Source organism: Streptomyces sp. NPDC051677, from assembly GCF_044453465.1.
GTDB lineage: Bacteria > Actinomycetota > Actinomycetes > Streptomycetales > Streptomycetaceae > Streptomyces.
In genome coordinates, this window is record NZ_JBITCT010000018.1 from 117,854 (window position 1) to 135,762 (window position 17,909).

At 66.5% G+C, this 17,909-nt stretch carries 12 protein-coding genes and 1 other RNA gene; 2 read left to right on the forward strand and 11 right to left on the reverse strand.

What is annotated here, in order from left to right; all coding sequences use genetic code 11:
- Positions 1-54 precede the first annotated feature (54 nt).
- The 6 genes from ACIBAF_RS22600 to ftsE all read right to left on the reverse strand — a co-directional run bounded on the left by ACIBAF_RS22600 (position 55) and on the right by ftsE (position 4,538).
- The gene (locus tag ACIBAF_RS22600) at positions 55-450 is read right to left on the reverse strand and encodes a hypothetical protein (RefSeq protein ID WP_399465134.1); all 396 of its coding nucleotides are present in this window, start codon (positions 448-450) and stop codon (positions 55-57) included.
- 81 nt (positions 451-531) lie between these two features.
- Positions 532-918: a transfer-messenger RNA gene (gene ssrA, locus ACIBAF_RS22605) on the reverse strand.
- Positions 919-1,021: 103 nt separating this feature from the next.
- On the reverse strand, positions 1,022-1,570 hold the full coding sequence (gene smpB, locus ACIBAF_RS22610; RefSeq protein WP_079661909.1) for an SsrA-binding protein SmpB: 549 nt from the start codon (positions 1,568-1,570) through the stop codon (positions 1,022-1,024).
- 45 nt (positions 1,571-1,615) lie between these two features.
- Entirely contained in the window at positions 1,616-2,803 is a 1,188-nt protein-coding gene (locus ACIBAF_RS22615; protein WP_399465137.1) for a S41 family peptidase, read from the reverse strand.
- A gap of 67 nt (positions 2,804-2,870) precedes the next feature.
- Entirely contained in the window at positions 2,871-3,788 is a 918-nt protein-coding gene (gene ftsX, locus ACIBAF_RS22620; RefSeq protein ID WP_399465139.1) for a permease-like cell division protein FtsX, read from the reverse strand.
- Positions 3,789-3,848: 60 nt separating this feature from the next.
- Positions 3,849-4,538 carry a cell division ATP-binding protein FtsE gene (gene ftsE / locus ACIBAF_RS22625; protein WP_020132390.1) on the reverse strand — a complete coding sequence of 230 codons (690 nt, stop codon included), beginning with the start codon at positions 4,536-4,538 and terminating at the stop codon, positions 3,849-3,851.
- Between the two features lie 292 nt (positions 4,539-4,830).
- Between ftsE and ACIBAF_RS22630 the strand changes: the two genes are divergently transcribed.
- Positions 4,831-5,025 carry a hypothetical protein gene (locus ACIBAF_RS22630; RefSeq protein WP_079661906.1) on the forward strand — a complete coding sequence of 65 codons (195 nt, stop codon included), beginning with the start codon at positions 4,831-4,833 and terminating at the stop codon, positions 5,023-5,025.
- 86 nt (positions 5,026-5,111) lie between these two features.
- Here the strand turns inward: ACIBAF_RS22630 and ACIBAF_RS22635 are convergent, their stop codons facing one another.
- Positions 5,112-5,306: an LPXTG cell wall anchor domain-containing protein gene (locus ACIBAF_RS22635; protein WP_399465142.1), complete on the reverse strand. Its 195-nt coding sequence runs from the start codon at positions 5,304-5,306 to the stop codon at positions 5,112-5,114.
- Here ACIBAF_RS22635 and ACIBAF_RS22640 point away from each other — a divergent pair.
- The gene (locus ACIBAF_RS22640) at positions 5,281-6,096 is read left to right on the forward strand and encodes a hypothetical protein (RefSeq protein ID WP_399465144.1); all 816 of its coding nucleotides are present in this window, start codon (positions 5,281-5,283) and stop codon (positions 6,094-6,096) included. The genes ACIBAF_RS22635 and ACIBAF_RS22640 overlap by 26 nt on opposite strands.
- Before the next feature lie 236 nt (positions 6,097-6,332).
- Here the strand turns inward: ACIBAF_RS22640 and prfB are convergent, their stop codons facing one another.
- The 4 genes from prfB to ACIBAF_RS22660 all read right to left on the reverse strand — a co-directional run bounded on the left by prfB (position 6,333) and on the right by ACIBAF_RS22660 (position 17,436).
- A complete protein-coding gene (gene prfB / locus ACIBAF_RS22645; protein ID WP_399465146.1) occupies positions 6,333-7,436 on the reverse strand; it encodes a peptide chain release factor 2 in 1,104 nt (367 codons plus the stop codon).
- Between the two features lie 170 nt (positions 7,437-7,606).
- Positions 7,607-8,110: a hypothetical protein gene (locus ACIBAF_RS22650; RefSeq protein WP_399465148.1), complete on the reverse strand. Its 504-nt coding sequence runs from the start codon at positions 8,108-8,110 to the stop codon at positions 7,607-7,609.
- Between the two features lie 155 nt (positions 8,111-8,265).
- The gene (locus ACIBAF_RS22655) at positions 8,266-14,679 is read right to left on the reverse strand and encodes an RHS repeat-associated core domain-containing protein (protein WP_399465150.1); all 6,414 of its coding nucleotides are present in this window, start codon (positions 14,677-14,679) and stop codon (positions 8,266-8,268) included.
- Positions 14,680-14,799: 120 nt separating this feature from the next.
- On the reverse strand, positions 14,800-17,436 hold the full coding sequence (locus ACIBAF_RS22660) for a LamG domain-containing protein (RefSeq protein WP_399465152.1): 2,637 nt from the start codon (positions 17,434-17,436) through the stop codon (positions 14,800-14,802).
- Positions 17,437-17,909: the final 473 nt, after the last annotated feature.

The window sequence follows — 17,909 nt, forward strand, 5'->3', positions numbered from 1 at the left end:
ACTACCGCCTCCGACACCCCCCGTGTGCGGCAATCCACAGACAGTGACCGATGGTCAGTCGCGGCTGCTCCGGTGGACCGGGTCGGCAGGGTCGACCGGGTTGGCGAGGCGGGTGCCCAGGACGGCGCAGGAGACGCCCTGGACGCCCTCGTAGGTGACGGTGCGGCCGGGGGCGAGTTCGGTGGCCAGGCGTTCGGCCAGGGTTTCGCCCTGCTCGTGGAGGCGGAGGAAGGCGGCGTCCCAGCGGGCGTCGTCGCGGCCGGTGAGCCAGGTGTTCATGGCCGCGTCGATGTCCCGGGCCCAGGCGGAGAGGTCGGCGGCGAGGGCGGCGGACAGGCCGAGGGCGGCCCGGGGGTCGTCGGGGGCGAAGTCGTCGTAGCCGCCGGTGCGGACCGGGTGGGCCTTGTACTCGCCCAGGAGCGTGATGTGCAGCTCCCGCTCGCCGTCCACGCAGCCTCCTCGCCGCCGTCGTCGTACACAGCAGAAGACCCCGCTCCTCGAAAGGGGCGGGGTCCTCTGTTCACATGGGATGAGTGGAGATGGCGGGAATCGAACCCGCGTCCAACGGTGCAAAATCAGGGCTTCTCCGTGTGCAGTTCGCTGCGATTTTCTCGGCCCCGGTGATCACGCGAACAAGTCGCCGACGGGCCCAGTCACTGTTTGATTTCCCATCCGACCCCGTGACCGGGCCAGATGGTTTAGTTCCCTAGATTATGCCAGGATCCGGGCCGGGAACACTCCCGGGCTGACACCCTTTAGGGTCCTACATCACTGCTTATCAGGCAGCGAGGGCGTAGGACTGGGAATCGCTCTTGGTATTGGCGATTATTTTTTGCGACATATGGTTTACGAGATCATTGCCGCTTCCTCGACACGCTTCCCCTGCTTCAACAGCCGCTGTCGAAACCGATCATCCCCATGTTGATTTTTCAAGCCCTCCGAAGAGGTGTCGCACCCGCCGTGGGGTGCTTGTGCCATCGTACGTGACCAACGCACGCCAATGCCACCGTATTCCCCGCCGCTACGCGTGCCGCTGCTTCCGCTTCGCCGCCGCGATCGCCCGGTCCGTCTCCCGACGGTCCTGCTTCTCGCGCAGGGTCTGGCGCTTGTCGTACTCCTTCTTGCCGCGCGCCAGCGCGATCTCGGCCTTCGCCCGGCCGTCCTTGAAGTACAGGGCGAGGGGCACGATCGTGTGACCCGTCTCCTCCGACTTCACCGCCAGCTTGTCGATCTCCTCGCGGTGCAGCAGCAGCTTGCGCTTGCGGCGCGCGGAGTGGTTGGTCCAGCTGCCCTGGCTGTACTCGGGGATGTGCGCGGCGTGCAGCCACGCCTCGTTCCCCTCGATCTGGACGAAGCCGTCGGTCAGCGAGGCCCGGCCCTGGCGCAGCGACTTCACCTCGGTGCCGGTGAGGACGAGCCCGGCCTCGTAGACGTCGATGATCGCGTAGTCGTGCCGGGCCTTCTTGTTCTGCGCGACGATCTTCCGCTTGCCGTCCTTGACCTTGCCGGACGCGGCCGCCCCGCCCTGCTTCGGCTGGGACTCCTTCGGTACGTACATTCCCTTGCTCATAGTCCCGCCATTTTCGCACCTCGGAGGGGCCGGAGGGAAAGTCGATTACGAAGCGTCCCCGAGACCGCTCAGTATCGTCTCCGCGCGCGCCAGCGCCCCGGTGTCCGCCTCCAGGTCAGGGGTGATGCCGTGGCCGTCGACGCTGTGGCCGGCGGGGGTGCGGTAGTGGCCGACGGTGAGCTCGGCGACGGAGCCGTCGGGCAGCCGGTTCGGCATCTGGACCGAGCCCTTGCCGAAGGTGCGCGAGCCCACGACGACCGCGCGACCGCGGTCCTGGAGGGCGCCGGTGAGCAGCTCGGCCGCGCTCATCGTGCCGCCGTCGACGAGTGCGACCAGGGGTCTGCCCGTGTCGCCGCCGGCCTCGGCGTGCAGGGCGCGCTGCTCGCCGTCGACGTCGTAGGTGGCGACGAGGCCGCCGTCGAGGAAGGCGGAGGCGGCGGTGACGGCCTCGGTGACCAGGCCGCCGGAGTTGCCGCGCAGGTCCAGGACGATCCCGGCGTCGGCCGGGGCCTGGCGGACGGCGGTGCGCACGCTGTCGCCGACGCCCTTGGTGAACGCGGCGACGGTGATGACGGTGATGCCGTCGGCGAGCCGGTGCACGGTGACGGAGTCCGTGGACAGCAGGGCCCTGCGCAGGGTCTCGCTCCACGCGCGCGTGCCGCGCTGCAGACCGAGCCGGACGGGGGTGCCGGCGGACGCGTCCTTGGCGTCGCCGCGCAGTAAGGAGACGACGTCGGTGACCGGGAGCCCGTCCACGGCCCGCCCGTCGACACTGCGCAGCCGGTCGCCCGCGCGGAGCCCGGCGACGGCCGCGGGCGAGCCCGACTGCACCTTGGTGACCTCGATCCGGCCGTCCCGCTCGCGCCGCGCCTCCAGGCCGACGCCGGTGTACCGGCCGTCGAGGGACTCCTCGAACTCCTCGTACTCGCCCTCGGAGTAGACGGCGGCCCAACGGTCCCCGCTGCGGCTGACGGCGCGCTCGGCGGCCTCCATCGGGGACTTGCCGTCCGCTGCGGCCTTCTCGGCGGCCCGCGTCACGTCCTCGGAGTGCCCGGCGGGGGCGGTGGAGGGAGTCACACTGCCCGCGGCGCCCACGCCCCTGCGCCCGCCGCCCAGTTCCTGCGGCAGCGAGCCGGTCGCCGCACCGGCGACGAGCACGCTCGCGAACACCAATGTCAGGGCGGCCCCGCGGCCGAAACGGCGGGGCTGACAGAACAGGTCACGGCCTGACATGGCGGTGAGTCTAGGGGAACGCGAAGGGCCGCACGGTCGGTTGACCGTACGGCCCGCGGGGCGTGCGTCACACCTTCAGGTACTTGCGCAGAGCGAAGAAAGCGGCCAAAGCGGGCATCAGCAGGCTGGTGGCGAGGATGAGCGGGAGCTTCGTCAACACGGCGTCCCAGCCGATGAAGTTGATCAGGTTCAGCTTCTCGGAGAGGGCCAGGCCGTTGTCGATGATGAAATACCGGGCGATCACCAGGAATCCGCAGGCGACCGTGCCGCCGATGAGCCCGGCGACCGCGGCCTCGGCGATGAACGGCGCCTGGATGTAGAAGCCGGAGGCGCCGACGAGCCGCATGATGCCCGTCTCACGCCGTCGGCTGAAGGCCGAGACGCGCACGGTGTTGACGATCAGCATCAGCGCGACCACCAGCATCAGCGCCATCACCGCCCGCGCCGCCCAGTTCATGCCGTTGAGCAGCCCGAAGAGGTTGTCCAGGATGCCCTTCTGGTCCTGCACCGACTGCACGCCGTCACGCCCGTCGAAGGCGGTCGCGATGACCTGGTACTTCTCCGGGTCCTTCAGCTTGATGCGGTACGACTCCTGCATCTGGTCCGGCGTGAGGGAGCTGGCCAGCGGGGAGTCGCCGAACTGCTCCTTGTAGTGCTTGTAGGCCTCGTCCTGCGACTCGTACGTGACCTTCTCGACCACGCCCATCTTGTCGAGGTCGGACTTGATCTGCTTCTTCTGGTCGTCGGTGACCGCGCCCTTGGCGCAGTTCGGGTCGGACTCGGCGTCGCTCTTGTTGCAGAGGAAGATCGAGACGTTGACCTTGTCGTACCAGTAGCCCTTCATCGTGCTGACCTGGTCGCTCATCAGGAGCGACCCGCCGAAGAGCGCCAGGGACAGGGCGACGGAGACGACGACGGCGAAGGTCATCGTCAGGTTGCGGCGGAGACCCACACCGATCTCCGACAGTACGAACTGGGCGCGCATGGCGAGTTGTTCAGGCCTTTCCGGGGACGTCCGCGAGGGCGGGGGCGATGGCGGGGCGGGTCAGTGCTGGTAGCCGTAGACGCCGCGCGCCTGGTCGCGGACGAGGCGGCCCTGCTCCAGCTCGATGACGCGCTTGCGCATCTGGTCCACGATGTTCTGGTCGTGCGTGGCCATCAGCACGGTCGTTCCCGTCCGGTTGATCCGGTCGAGCAGCTTCATGATGCCGACGGAGGTCTGCGGGTCGAGGTTGCCGGTGGGCTCGTCCGCGATCAGCAGCTTGGGGCGGTTCACGAAGGCGCGCGCGATGGCGACGCGCTGCTGCTCACCACCGGAGAGCTCACCGGGCATCCGGTCCTCCTTGCCGCCCAGCCCGACGAGGTCGAGCACCTGCGGCACGGACTTGCGGATCTCGCCCTTCGACTTGCCGATGACCTCCTGCGCGAAGGCGACGTTCTCCGCCACCGTCTTGTTCGGCAGCAGCCGGAAGTCCTGGAAGACCGTCCCCAGCTGGCGGCGCATCTGCGGCACCTTCCAGTTGGAGAGGCGCGCGAGATCCTTGCCCAGGACGTGCACCTGGCCGTGACTGGTGCGCTCCTCGCGGAGGACCAGCCGCAGGAAGGTGGACTTTCCGGAGCCGGAGGACCCCACGAGGAACACGAACTCGCCCTTCTCCACCTCGAGGGAGACATCCCTGAGTGCGGGGCGGGTCTGCTTGGGGTAGACCTTGGAGACGTTGTCGAATCGGATCACGGATGCACCACGGGTCGCCGGGGGTAGATGAGCGTGACCATACGCGAACCGGGTGCGCAAGCGCAGGCGCAGGGAGGGGTTGCGGAAGGCTTGTGGGCTTTTGTCTGGGCCTGTGAGGGGGCGCGGGGAACTGCGCGACAAGCCCCCACCGGCCCGCAGCCGCGAGACAAGAGCAAGCCCCCCGCCGGCAGCGAGCCGCGCAACCTCCGGAGGAACCTGGCAGAGTGGTAGGGGAACGTTCGCGTTCCCGTAAGCGTTGTGTCCATGGAACCGGTGCAAGGAGGGCGAGCGCATGACGTACGACCGGCTGGTGTGCGCTAACTGCGCCGCGCCCGTGAGCGAGGGCCGGTGCCCGGTGTGCCGCGCGAACCGCGAGCGGCTGCAGCAACAGGAGAACTTCTTCGCGGGGCTGAACCCCATGGCGCTGATCGCGCTGCTGGCGGTGCTGGTGGCGGCGTTCGCGCTGCTGGCCCACCAGACCGCGTAACCCCCGGCGGGACACGCGAAGGGGCCCGGAGCTGATGCTCCGGACCCCTTCGCGCGCACGTCAGGTACGGGTGCGACTACCTACCGTCAGGCAGCGGCCCCGCCGCGGCCCTCCACGAGGCGCGGCAGCACGCGGAAGCCGATGCCGCCGGCGATCATCGTGGCGGCGCCGATGATCAGGAACATGGTCTGCCCGGCACCGGTCTCGGCCAGCTCCTTGCCGCCGCCCTGGGCGGCCGCGTCGGAGGTGTCCGAGGTGTCGGTCAGCGCGGAGCTGCCCACCTCCTGGGTGGAGGCGCCGTCGGTGTCGGTGCCCGTACCGGCGGAGGCGCTGCCGGCCGAGGTCGAACCGGCGGTGGTGCTGCCCTCGGAGGACGAGCCCGAGGAGGTGTTGCCCTCCGAGGCCGAACCCGAGGACGTGTTGCCCGTCGAGGTACCGGAGGAGGTACCGGTGGACGTCCCGGCGGAAGTGCCGGTGGACGTGCCCGCCGAGGTACCGGTGGACGTGCCCGCCGAGGTACCGGTGGAGGTACCCGAGGACGTGCCGGTCGAGGTACCGGTGGACGTGCCCGCCGAGGTACCGGTGGACGTGCCGGTCGAGGTGCCCGAGGACGTGCCGGTCGAGGTACCCGCCGAGGTGCCCGTGGACGTGCCGGTCGAGGTACCCGTCGACGTACCGGTGGACGTGCCCTCCGAAGTACCGGTGGACGTACCCGTGGACGTGCCCTCCGAAGTACCGGTGGACGTACCCGTCGAGGTACCCGTGGAAGTACCAGTCGAGGTACCGGTGGAGGTGCCCTCCGACGTGCCGGTGGACGTGCCCTCCGACGTGCCGCCGATGGTGCAGATCCCGATCGGGCAGGGCTCCTCGCCCGTCTGCGGGGTGACTTTGCCGTCGCCGGACGTCGCCACAAGGCCGCTGAGGCCACTCTCGTCACCGGCGGCCGAGGCGACGCCGGCGACCGTCAGTGAGGCGCCCGCGGCGATCACGGCGCCGGCGGCTATGCGCGCGACCCGGATCCGCGTCTTCTTTGTCATATGGTTGCTACCCCCAGTAGCTGATCGTCGATGAGGCCGCGCTCGGGACTGTGATCGACGGAGGTAGCAGAGATGCAGCTGGATTCCCCCGGTTCACATGCGCCCCAGAGATACGCATGCCACAGTGCACCCTCCCCATTTTTCAAAGCAGCGTCAAGGTCGTTGCGTACGCAATGTCCAAGTCAGGGCGCTTTGCGCGATGGTGGTGCTGTGAATGTGACGTAAAAGGTAACCGCCCCTGATCCAGGGGCGGTTACCTTGTCGACAAAACTACTTCTCTTGCTGCTTGCGCCAGCGAATTCCGGCTTCCAGGAACCCATCGATCTCACCGTTGAACACGGCCTCGGGGTTACCGACCTCGAACTCGGTGCGCAGGTCCTTGACCATCTGGTACGGGTGCAGGACGTACGAACGCATCTGGTTGCCCCAGGAGCTGCCGCCGTCCTTGAGGGCGTCCATCTTGGCCCGCTCCTCCTGGCGCTGCCGCTCCAGCAGCTTCGCCTGGAGAACGTTCATGGCGGTCGCCTTGTTCTGGATCTGCGACCGCTCGTTCTGACAGGAGACGACGATGCCGGTGGGCAGGTGGGTGAGGCGCACCGCGGAGTCGGTGGTGTTCACGCCCTGGCCGCCGGGCCCGGAGGAGCGGTAGACGTCCACCCGCAGCTCGGACTCGTCGATCTCGATGTGGTCGGTCTGCTCGACCACGGGGAGGATCTCGACGCCCGCGAAGGAGGTCTGCCGGCGCCCCTGGTTGTCGAAGGGCGAGATGCGCACCAGACGGTGCGTGCCCTGCTCGACGGAGAGCGTGCCGTACGCGTACGGGACCTGCACGGCGAAGGTGGTCGACTTGATGCCGGCCTCTTCGGCGTACGACGTCTCGTAGACCTCCGTCTTGAAGCCCTTCTGCTCCGCCCACCGCAGGTACATGCGCTGCAGCTTCTCGGCGAAGTCCGCGGCGTCGACGCCACCGGCCTCGGCGCGGATGTTGACGAGCGCCTCGCGGGCGTCGTACTCCCCGCTGAGCAGCGTGCGGACCTCCATCTCGTCCAGCGCCTTACGGACGGCGGCGAGTTCGGACTCGGCCTCGGCGCGGGTGTCCGGGTCGTCCTCCTCCTCGGCCATCTCGAACAGCACGGCGAGATCGTCGATCCGGCCGCGCAGCGCGTCCGCCTTCCTCACCTCGGCCTGGAGGTGGGACAGCTTGCTGGTGATCTTCTGCGCCTCGTCCGGGTTGTCCCACAGGGACGGCGCGGCCGCCTGCTCCTCGAGCACGGCGATGTCTGCCCTCAGCTTGTCGAGGTCCAGAACGGCCTCGATCGACTCCATGGTCGAGGAGAGGGACTTGAGCTCTTCGGATACATCGACGACTGCCACGCCTCCAGCGTAACGGCTCCGCCATGCGGCGGGCTCCGGCGGACGCCCATCATGAGCATCACGCGCTGTGCGGCCAGCACTTCCGCGACCCGACAAGCGGGAGCTGAACCCGGTTCGGACTGAAGAGCCGAAAGCGGCCCGCAAGTAGCGACGGCGGACCGCTTCGACCATCAGGGCCTCTCTCGCTTGATCCATTCGACCAGGATCGCCGCCCCGAGAAGCAGGGCTCCAAAGAGTGCGGACCAGGGAATACTCCGCGACATATCAATAAGTGGGCTGACCAGCCAAAACACGCCCGATAGCACTATCCATCCACCCACGAGCAGCAAGACTTGCGTTTGGGGTGAAATGGTTTCTGCTTCAGCCTGTCGGTCTTGCTGCCGTGCCACATCGAACCTACCGGTCCTCTCGTAGAAGGCATACTGCCATCGTGAAAGTCGACTGGCAGCCCAGCAGAAGAATCCCACACCAATACCGGTCAGGGTCGCCTGCAGCAACACCAAGGGATCACCACTATCAGACAAAGCCAAAGCGACCAACGCCGTCATCACGCCTCCGCAGATCACACCGACTCGCACGGGGTGACGAGCCACTGCCACCTCGAAACGGGTGGGAGGCTGGCCCGATCCGAGGAAGCGGTCAACCGCCAGCAACATCTTTTTCCAGTCCCGCATGACCAGCCCTCCTTCTGAAACCCTTTTTGTCACCGTGCCCGAGCCTACGGGCAGCATCATCCCGCCGACATATCGCGGAACGAGGCACAACCGACTCGTTCCCCGCGCGATCCACGCCCTAGCGCAGCGGCAGGGCGCAGATCACGAAGGGGCAATCACCAAGATCTTCTGGCAAGATCCCCAACTTCCCGGATCGAGGCCCACCGAGTCGCAAGCGGCGCGACGTACCGGTTTGCACCGAAGGAGATCACTGTCAGCACACCCTGTGTGAGAGCTGCCTCAGCGTAGCCCGCATATGTCTTGTTCTCTTCGTCGGACAGGGCATAGTCGATCGCCCCAGAGGCCATCGCAGCGACCACAACGCATCCGGCTGCGAGGGTGCCACCCGTGATGAACGCGCACCCCATCCCCAGGACCACGCCGGCCACCGGCCCTGCGGCCTTTTTGAGGATCCCAAGGGTCTTGTCCCAGCCACTCTCTTTCCCGAGTTGCTTCTTGTAGGTCTTCTGCACATCCTTCATGCAGCCGGTGCTGCCCTTAGCTCGGCTTATATAGCATCCGAAGAAGCTTGCGGCGGCTTCCTGGAGCTCCTTCGTTTTCTTGTCGTCCGCCAGTCCCTCGATCCAGGCTTTGGCCTCTCCATTTCCAAGATAGACACTGCCGCGATAACCAAGGTCCTTGGTCAGCCATTCGGCCACCTTCGGGTCCAGCTTGAGGCGTTCTTTCTCCGTAACGGACTTGCCCTTCCCAGAGCCCAGAATGGATCCGTCGCCTACTGCCGTTCCCTTGGTGTAGTCAGTCGTTCCCGTGTTTCGGTCATATCCGACGGCGTCCTGGATCGCTTTGTCGCAATACTCCAGCGAGTACTCGCAAGAGTTGGGCCGCGAGCCTATCTCGGTTCCCGTCGGATCCCAGAAAGTGACCGGGTTCTGGGCTCCGTAGCTGTACCCGTTCAGCGTCTGCGGCGCTTCGAGCTGCAGTACTGGGTCGGCACTGAGGAACTGGGCGATGGTCGGATCGTACTCGCGGGCTCCGATGTGGGTCAGGCCCGTGCCGGTATCGCGGGTCTTCCCGAGGAATCCCTTGTCGTCCGGCCAGGAACCGGAGACGGCCTTGCCCCGGTCTTGCCCGAAGGGCGTCGTGTAACGCTTGGTGAAGGTCTGGTTCGTGTCCGGGTTGAGCGCCAGGCTGGAGGTGCCGTGATGGTCGCCTGTGAGATAGGTGACCTTGTCGGTACCGGATTGGTTGGACCGGACGGCGGCCGTGATGCCGCTCGCTGAGTAGTTGCGCTTGGCCCAGGTGGTGCCGTCGGCCCGAAGGTGGAGTTCGGTGGCGCCGGTGTACAGGACGCTTTCACCGTTCTCGGTGGTGCGGATCAGCAGGGTGCCGGAAGCGTCGTAAAGGTAGTCGGTCGACGCTTCGTTCTCCGTCAGCTGGGCCAGCTTGCCCTCGTCGGACCAGATCAGGCTCTGTGTGGCGGTGTCTCCGGGGCGGCTGGTTGTGTTCCCGGAGGCGTCGTAGGCGTAGGCACGCTCCGGGTTGGTGCAGTCGGTGCCGGTTGTGGTTCCGGTCAGGGTGTGCGGCTGCGCAGAATTGGTGTAGCAGTAGTTCGTCTTCGTGTCGCTGGTGCTCTGGTGCACCGTCTCGCTGGTCCGCTGGCCGGCGTCGTTGTAGGCATAACTCGTCCAGTACGGTGCCGGACCCGACAGGCTGGTGGCGCTGCGGGTGTCGGCGCAGTTCTGGGAGGCTGGGGTCCAGGCCTCGGTCAAGCGTTGGTGGCCGTCGTAAGCGAAGCACTGCGTGTCCGCCGAACCGGAGCCGCCGAGCGTTGTCGGGTCACTGATCGACGTGACGTTGCCGGTCTGGTCGTAGCTGTAGTTGAGGTCCTGAAGCATGTAGCCGTGGGTCTGGTCCGTGACATGGCTGCGGGCCAGGCGGCCGGTGCCGTCCTCGTAACGGTTGGTGACATAGACACTCTTGTTGTCGCTGCCGCCCGCGCCCAGCGTCAGCTGTTGCGGCTGGGAGAGAGCGGAGTAGGAGACGTCGAGCACACCGCCGATTGTGGCCAGGTCGCCCAGGTCGTTATAGGTGAAGCCGATCGTCTCCGACTCCAGGCCGCCCATCGCGGGCTCACTGCTGTTCTGCAATGTGCCGTCGAGGTTGTAGAACGCCTCGGACTTCAGCACGGCCGCCTCGCCCGCCTTCACGAACGGATCGGTGGCGGGCAGTTCGAGCTGGGTCGCGGTGGCCCGGCCCAAGCTGTCGTAGGCGGTGACGGTCTGTGTGTACGCGTCGCCTGTCCTGCCACCCACGTAGCGGGTGGCGGAAGCGGGCAGGCCCTTCAGCACCGTGTCGTAGGTGTACCCGGTGAGCTGGTTGGCGTCCGTCCGTGCGCCCGTCCAGGTGCCGGTGACCCGGCTCAACTCGTCATAGCCCACGATGATGGACTTGCCGCGCGCGTCCGTGGTCTTGGTCACTCGGTCCAGGAGGTCGAATTCGGTGCTCGTCGCTCCCTTGTCGGGGTCCTTCGCGCTGTTCTGGCGGCCGAAGAGGTCGTAGTCGTACGACCATGTGGCGCCGTCCGGCCCGGTGATCGTCTTCTGCTTGCCGTCCAGGGTGTAGACGAACTTCGTGGAAGCGTACGAGGCACCAGGACTCGTCCCGAAGGCAGTGTCGGCCGGGCTTGCGCTCTCGTAGGCGCGGGTTTCCGTCGTCCGTCCGCGTACATCGGTGATGGTGCGCTGGGCTGATCCGCCCTGAAGAGCGGTCGTCGCCACGGAGTCGCCGGTGTAGCTGGTGCTGGTGGACCATTTCTCGACACCGAGCACGTACAGCGTGTTGGTGGTCGGTCGGCCCGCTCCGTCGAACACCGTAGCCGTCTGCTTCGGGGCCTCACCGTACTCGGCGCGTGTGTACGTGCCGTTAGGGGTGCTGGTGGTGTCGAAGATGTCGGCGTACGTCTCGTAGGCCAAACCCCTGGTGTCATAGCGGGTGTCCGTCAGCAGACGGCCACCCAGTGGAGTCGGCGACTGGATCTGCAGCGGGCGCAGGAGCGAGTCGTACAGCGTGTAGCTGGTGTTGTACGTCTTGCCGTCCTTCTTGAGGGTCGAGGTCGATACCCAGGATGGCTTGCTGTTGTCCAGGCGGTAGGCGAAGGTCACGTTGGCCGCATCAGAGCCTCGGATCCGGTTGGGCAGCCAGACAGCGGTGACCCGCCCCAGAGCGTCATAGGCGCTCTCGGTCTTGCTGTTGTTGCGGTCGTAGGTGCGCAAGGTCAGACCGCGCCGTGCGTCGACGAAGTTGATTGTCTTGAACTGCATAGGCGCGGCGTCGGTGACGATGGTCCTGGTCAGCGGTCCCGCGTCGGTCGGCGTGTACGCCGTCGTAGTGCTCTTGCCGTTCGCGTTCGTCACACTCAGCGGACGTCCCAGGACGTCGTACGTGGTGGTCGCCGTCGTCTGCCAGCCCGAGGGGAGCCTGTCGCCGTTGAGGTCCGACGTCGCGGCGTAGCCGGTGGCGCGGCCCGTCCAGGTCTGCTGGCCCTTGGTCGGCTTCTGGGCGGCCGACCACGTGGTGGCGTTCGCTGTGTCATAGACGACCGCAGTGTCCGCCAGGACGTCCCCCCGGGTGTCCTTGGTCGCTGGCAGTGTCAAGGCGGTGTCCGCCGTCGCACACGCGTCGGCTACCACGCGGGTGCGTGAGACCAGGCTTATCAGGCCGGCCTCGGTGTTGCGGGCATACCAGGTGCGGGTGCAGGTCTCGTCGTCGTTCTTGCCGACCTGGCCGGAGTCCTCGACGGTGACCGGCAAGCCGTAGCTGTCGAAGGTGGTGGCGGTCTGCCGCTCGCGCCACGTCTGGGATGCCGACAGGTACGTGTAGGCGTGCGTCTTCTGGGTTCGGACATAACGGGCCACGTGATCACCGGCATTGGGTACCGTCTGGCGGGCGGTCTCCCGCGACCATGGGTCCTTCACTGTTGCCGAGACAGCGATGTTGCCGTCGTACGTGACCTGTTGGCGCAGCTGACCGGCGTACTGGTCGGTGTCAGTGAGCGTCGTAACCCCTAGGGCTGGGGTGGCGAGGGGGGCGACCGAGGCCGTCTTTGCGGTGCCGTCCTCGTTCTTGTCGCCGTGCATGCCCTGCATATAGAGGGAGACGGTCCTGGAACGCGTGACATCCGTCGCGCCGGTCCATGAGGTGACCTGGCGGTAGCCACGCCAGTCCGACCAGGTGCGCTCGTCGGCCGGGGTGAACGGATTGTCGCTGTAGTGCCAGGCTGCGCCGCTGTAGGAGTAGGCATGCTCAACCGCCTCGTTGGCCGCCGCCGGGTCAGAGACGGTCACCGCCAGCACCCGGTACTTGTGGAACCAGTCGATCGACGCGTCCTCGGCACCATTGATGTGCCAGAACTGCGGAAAGCACGAGCGCGTGTTGGAACCCGGAGTGGCGCCCGTCACCTCGCTGCGCACACACTCCTCTCCGGACAGGGTCACTGAAGTGATCGCCCCCGTCTCCGAGGTGATCGTCGAGACACGCGGCCGGGTCAAGGGCAGAATGTCGTCCGTGGCGTCGACTCTGTTGGGGCGCATCTGGTACGTGAACAACATCGGGTTGAGCGCGATCGCCGAGTCGCCCGCCCTACCGGTCCGCTTGAGGGACTTCAGGGTCAGCGCCTGATCGGAGCTGTCGCCGATGTCCCCACCGTCCAGGTACTGCTGGACCATGTCCCAGGAGTCCACCGGGTCGTAAGTGGCCGTGGTGGCGTTGTAGGAATGGGTGTCGATCCCGGTCAGGCGTTTACGCGAGAAGAAGGACGGGCCCGTTGCCTTGCACTCGGCGTCTCCGCTCGAGCAGATCGCGTCGAACGGAACGTCCGGCCAGTTGTCCGCAGTGTCCTTCGTGAGGCTGGAGCAGTCGACGGCGGTGCAGCGCTCGGCGTGAGTGAAGGTGACCTTGGCGTCCGCCTTGTCGGTGAACAGTGCCCCGGCCCGCAGACCGTATTCGACGCGAGTCAGGTAGCCACCGCGCGTGTAGGCCGCGTTCGCCGTGGTTGCCTTGTTCTTCTTGTAGAAGTTCGACTCCTTTGTGTACCAGTACGTGGACGCGTTACCGCGGGTGTCCTCGACCACGTCGAGGTTCCACCGCCACGCCTGTGTGAGTGACCGGTCCGCGAAGGTGTCACCGGCCGAGTAGCCCGGCTCGCCTGCGTCGTCACCGAACACCGGCACCGTCCATACGGAGTTGGTGCGCTGGGTATCCGCACCAGCCAGCTTGTTCAGACCGAAGAGGTACTTCTTGCCGTCGCCCGTCGTCACGGTCCAATACTCGCCGTCGTCGTCGCCGTTGTCCCCGCCCGTGGAGCGGGTGACTTTGGAGGCGTCGTCGTTCTCCAAGCGCCACTGGCCACCGTCGCCGTCCTTGACCAGACGGGTGGACTTGCCGTTCAACACCAGGCGGGCGTTGTCATACTTCCAGCAGAGGTCGAAGAGGTCTGTGTGCCCGTCGTCGTCGCATACGCCGTACGAGCGCTCGATGTAGGACTCAGTGAGCGTGAAGCCCTCACCGACCGCCGAGCCCTGGTTGTTGGTCGCCGCGGTACGGCCGTCCACACTGCCCGAGTCGTACGACAGCGACAGCGGCGGCACCGGTCCCGCCGCAGCCGGTGGCATCGTGAAGTCGTACGACCACGTGAAGGAGCCTGCGCTGTTCCCCGACTGCCAGGAGGAGGATTCCGAGAGCGGGGTGGCGGAGTAGTCTCCAGCGCCCTTGGGCGACTGCCCCGAGCCCGTACCGGTCGCGGTGACGGCCAGCACGGTGGCAGTCGACGTGCTGTCAGCGGCCCGCAAGAGCTGCGTGGACCGGCCTACGGCGGATTCCGCAAGGCGAACCTTGGCCGACACCCGCTGGTGCGCGAAGTCGTTCTGCGAAGAAAGCGCAGTCTGTGTACGGCATTCCTGCTTCTGCGGTGCCGTCAGGACACAGGCAGGCAGTTGTACGAGCTTCAGCCGCTGGGACCAGTCACCGCCGACAGCCGAGGCGAATCCGCTGTAGTCGACGCTCACTTCAGCGCTGCCCCCCGTGGCCGCCTCGGCGGTCAGCAGCACTCCGGTGATTCCGGCCTCTCGGCCAGCCTTTTGATCCAGCACAGTGACACGTGCAGTACCAGCTGCGGCCTGGCCCCCGGCTTGCGGTACTAGCGCGACAGGCAGACCACCCGCCCTCGCCACGACCGTCTTGCCGGCCATCAGGGCGAGTGTCTCCTCGCCTTCCCCAGGCCACTCCGCCTGCCGTTCAGCCTGTGCCTGTTCGGCCTGCTCAGCGTTGGCTTTCTGCTCACGGGCGACCTGTTCCCGGACCTTCTTCGCACCCGGCCCCTTGACCACCTTCACGTCGCTGACTCGGGGCTTCGGCACATCAGGGCGTCCGAGTCCCGTCAATCCCGCAGTCTCGGCCGCCTGCGCCACACTCACAGGCACGACAAGCGCCAGAGCCAGTGACTGCAGCAGAAGCCTGCCGGCGCGACGCCGACCACTCCATCGCCATCTTGAGGTGCCCACGCCAAAGATCATCGCTTTTCGTCCCCCGCCCAGTTCCGTAAGAGATGTACGTCAAGTCGTTCTCAGGCCGTCACACAACGCCTGTCGACTGCGAGGGGAGAGCAGCCGAGAGCTGCCCTCCCCCACCGCCCGTCAGTCGCCGACGCTCTCGTCCAGCTGCGCGCTACTGGCCATGGCCCCGGCCCAGAGCCGCGCCTCCCATACCCTGCCGGGCAGGTAGTGCTTCCAGGCGCCGGCGACGAAGCCCTTACCGAACGTGAAGTCACCGCTGCCGAGCTTGACCGTGAAGGCTTGGGCACTGCCGTTCTGGTTGTGCCCAAGGTAGAGGCTGATCGTCCCGTCCAGCGCGTCGTAGATGCCGGTCAGCCGCACCGGGCTGTCCAATTCGGCGACATCGTCGGAGGCAACGGCCGAGAAGCTGCCGTCATCGTTGAGTCGCCCGAACTGCCACTTGCCGACCGGGACGGTCCGTTCCTCCAACGCCTCCTCGTCCCAAACGGTCTGTTTGCCGGTCAGCTGGTAGAAGAATCCCCACGCGGACCCGTCCGCGGTGCGCTGCCCCAGTACCTGCCCGATGTAGCCCACATCCTTGGTCAGGATCTTCGCGGCATCCAGTTGCACCAGGGTCGTCACCGTGAACGAGGCGTGCTCGTATACCACGGGACCCACTGTGGTCGCCGCGCCGTCGACCCCGTCGAACACGATGGTGCCGTCTTCCAGCGCCGCGCCGCCCGTCAGGGCCAGACTCTTGCCGTACCCGGAAGTACTGTCGGGTACGGTCGTGCCACTGCCACGTTCCGCGTTCCAGTCCGCCACCAACTCAACGCCGGCGAATTCCTCCCCGGACACCAGCAGCCGGGACTCTTCAGCAATCTCCTGTCCGGTCAGTGCACGCTGCCAGACGGAGACTTCGTCGACCGATCCCTGAAAGTAATAGCCGGGGCCTGTGCTGAACTGGTGCCGACCGAAATCCAATGGTGCTGTCGACGGGTACGAGCCCTCCACGCTCTGGCCCTGGTACTGCCTGCGGCCGTCCACGTAGAGCATGAGCTTGCCCGTCGCCGGATCGTAGGTACCGGCCAGATGCGTCCATACGCCGACCTGCGCCGGATAGACCGCGTACTGGCCGGCGTACCAGTCGGTTGCGCCCGGCTGACGGATACCGAAGAACCAAGTCTTCTTACTGGCCTCGTACTCAAAGAGGAACGGGCTGCTGACACTGTCTTTCGTCGAGAGCACTGCGGCACTGACGTCGTCACGTTCCAGCCGCACCCAAGCGGAGAGGGTGTAGGCCGAGCGGGTCTCGAGTACTGGGGCGCCCGTCTGTGCGTAGGCAGTGGACCCGTTGAGGGACAATCCCCTATCAGTGATCGACGTCTCCAGCGGAAGCCCCTGGGAGTCACGGGTGATCAGCCCACGGCGCCCTCTGTCGTCCCGCATTGCGTCACCGCCCAGTGTGGCGTTGTCCACTCCGTCGGATGTCGCCGAGTCCAGCGCAGCACCGCTCGCCTCGCCGAAATGCCACCGCCCGACCGGCCCGTCGCCGGCGCTCACCAGGAAATCGACCGCCATCTCCGCGCCGTAGCGGCCGGTGCCGACGTTGTCCTTGGCGCGCACATACAACGTGGTCAGGCCCGCCTTCTCCGGCGTGATTGCGACCGCCGTCGTCAAGCCAACCTGGTCTGCCGACCACGCATCCGTACGGGACAGCCTGTACTGGTAGGCAGCGATGTTTGTCTCCCCCGACGCAGGCGCGAACGTGAACATGCCCTTCACGCCCGGTCCGCCCTGCCCGGCGCATGCGTTGGTCGTGCACTCCGTGTACGGGGAACCGAAGGTCACCGTCGGCGCCTTGGGCGCAGTCGGATCGACCTTGAAGTAACAGGGCGTGCTGTAACCGGAGTTCAGGCGGTTACTGCCATCCTCGTAATAAGAAAGGGTCAGGGCCCTTAGCCGGTACAGAACACCTTCTTGTAGCGTCGGCAAGCTCCTCGACTGCTTGACCAGGTTCCCTACATAGCCGGAGGTTGGGCTGTCGATGTCCGTGTGGGCAAGCGTCCACGTCGTACCGTCGTACTTCTCCGTGTGCCACCGGATGCGGAGATTTGCCCCGACCGAACCGCCGACAGCGGTTCGCGGCTTGCCCTGTACCAGCGGCGTCGGATCGGACACCACATTCGGAGACGCCGAACTGCTGGAGCACACATAGGAAGAGCCCGTGACCGCGCCGACCTCAGTGGGCGTGGCCGGCAGACCCACGTACTTCACCGCGATCACGGCGTCGTTCCTGAACCGCTTCCACGCCGAGGCGTCGGCCTCGTCATGTGCCCGCACCTCGAACGTGAGCATGGAGAACTTGCCCGCCGCGAAGTTCTTCACCGTCGGCGTCAGGTTCTCGTTCGTCTCTTCCGGGTTGTCATTGAACTCGATAGGCGCGTCCGGCAGGTCCGGGTCGCACAGCGAGCCACGCCCGGCAGAGACATTGCGGTCCACCATCAGGTCCAGCTCCGCCGGCCGCGTCGACCACGTGGTGGAGGAAGAGATGTTGTTCGTACGGACCAGGTCCACCCAACGCGGATCACACTGGAACGCCCAGGGTTCCGTCACCCGAAACGTGGCGTCCAGAACGTTCTTGCCCTTCAGGCTGGCCGGCGAGAACTCGGCTCCGATCCGGAACCCGACGGCGCCGTCTCCCCCTGTTGAGCGGGCGTGACCAGAATCGCCAAAAGGGCGGCGAAAGCAGCCGTCGCAGCCCCGGACCTCCGCCATCGAGCATGCGCATGACATCTCGCTGACCGTCTGCCGCCCCGCTTGCCCTGCACTGAGATGCGCCCCCCACAGTCACATGTTCCTCAAGTTCCCCACATCCAAAGGCTCTCCGTCACCTCCCGTCAAGGCGGCATAACCATGCGCAGTGCCCTTTGTTGCGCAGAGAACATCCTGCGCCACTGGTAGATCCGGCAGGTATGGCGAGGGGAGCCGTCTCAAAATCGAATGCCAGAACAGGGCGATACTCCCGTTCGGGCCCTTCCTGGCGGTGGACACACCGTTTCCCGAGCCACCGCTTCGGGCGCTGATGTCGGCTCCGGACACGGTCCCCTGCTCGTCGAGCGCGCAGACCGAGAGGTGGGGGGGCCGGGACCAGTTCCCCGCAAGGCGGTGTGAGCCGAAACTGCCACATCCCCCAGCCGGACCGACTCCCGGCCTGCTCACCGGAGGAGCATCCGGCGCGCCGCCGCTCA